Source organism: Pseudomonas extremorientalis (assembly GCF_001870465.1).
Classification (GTDB): domain Bacteria; phylum Pseudomonadota; class Gammaproteobacteria; order Pseudomonadales; family Pseudomonadaceae; genus Aquipseudomonas; species Aquipseudomonas extremorientalis.
Window position 1 is genome coordinate 1 of the sequence record NZ_MDGK01000008.1, and the last position, 1,204, is coordinate 1,204.

The 1,204-nt window shown below is 42.7% G+C and carries 2 protein-coding genes; both read right to left on the bottom strand.

All coding sequences use genetic code 11. The features are described from left to right. Positions 1 to 218 precede the first annotated feature (218 nt). Entirely contained in the window at positions 219 to 701 is a 483-nt protein-coding gene (locus tag BFN10_RS01445; protein WP_071488112.1) for a DUF6985 domain-containing protein, read from the bottom strand. Then, on the bottom strand, positions 698 to 913 hold the full coding sequence (locus tag BFN10_RS01450) for an HNH endonuclease (protein ID WP_071488113.1): 216 nt from the start codon (positions 911 to 913) through the stop codon (positions 698 to 700). Before BFN10_RS01450 ends, BFN10_RS01445 begins: the two co-directional genes overlap by 4 nt. Positions 914 to 1,204 lie beyond the last annotated feature (291 nt).

Here is a 1,204-nt window from a genome sequence, read left to right on the forward strand (position 1 = left end):
TAGGACGGCGAGCCATATAAACCCCCAAATGAATAAGAGCTTACAGCTTAGCCGCCCATCACCAGGCCAACAAAATCGAATAATTACAAAAAATAAATCATATTTTAAAAGAGCAATTCCGCTGAACTCTAAAAAGCGCAAAACCGTGGTCTGACCCCTATTTTCCTTAAATGAGACTGTCCCCTTTTTTTGACTGACCCCTATTTTTCCTTTTTTTATCAACCTAGTAAGATATCCTGAGTATCAACGGTCTCCACAGAACCATCAGTGACTAGAACCCCCAAGCCAAGCTGCGGATCAAAATTCGCATCAAAAATAAAACCAATTTGACGCATTCCCGCGTCAAAGGGAGACAATACTTTAATACACTTCAGAGTGACCAAGTCCCGCATATGATCAACTGCATGGGCGTTAGGGGCTTTGATATCAACCTCATCAGCATCAAAGCTATCTCGGTATTCCTCAGATCTACATATGTAATAGCTAAAGATAGCCTTTTCTACGGCCAAAGAGACGACAGCTTTATTTGAACTAAACTCTCGAAACGCAAGTCTCTGAATATCAGAGATAGAATCACCATCAAAAGTTTGGACAATGAGTTCAACCTCACACAAACGTCCAAAAATAAACACTTCACACAATCCTGTCCAAGCCTCGTCAAAATGCAGCTCACCAAAATCTCTATCTGATATAACTGTCATTTCTTAAGCGCCTCTAGCAAACTTTTCTCAGCGATTCCGCCAAGATGGCCATATTTCAAACCAAAATCCATCGAACCGACCTTGCCAGTATGGATAAACGAGGGCACCAACTGCAGTGTTCGCATATCTTCAACCTCATGCCACGTATATTTCTCTTCTCTAATAAACCGAGCCACATCAGCTTCTTTAATACCCAGTTGACTCGCCAACATTTTGTTAGACGCGGGAAAATTAGCATCCCTCAGGGTCTGACCCCTATTCCGTTTTAATTTCAACGCCGCCCAGTTTCGTATTTAAGCAAACCTTGCTCCTCACGCGCCTGTAAATAATTAGCCATACGCTGAGCTTCGACTCCATTAAAAATAGGTAAAAATAGGAAAAATAGGGGTCAGACCACCAATATACATTGGTGCACTAATCGTGGTCTGCCCCCTATTTCCCCGCAGACCGGTTGTTTCCCCGCTGAATAATGTGCAACGGGATATCCGGCAGTATAACTCTAG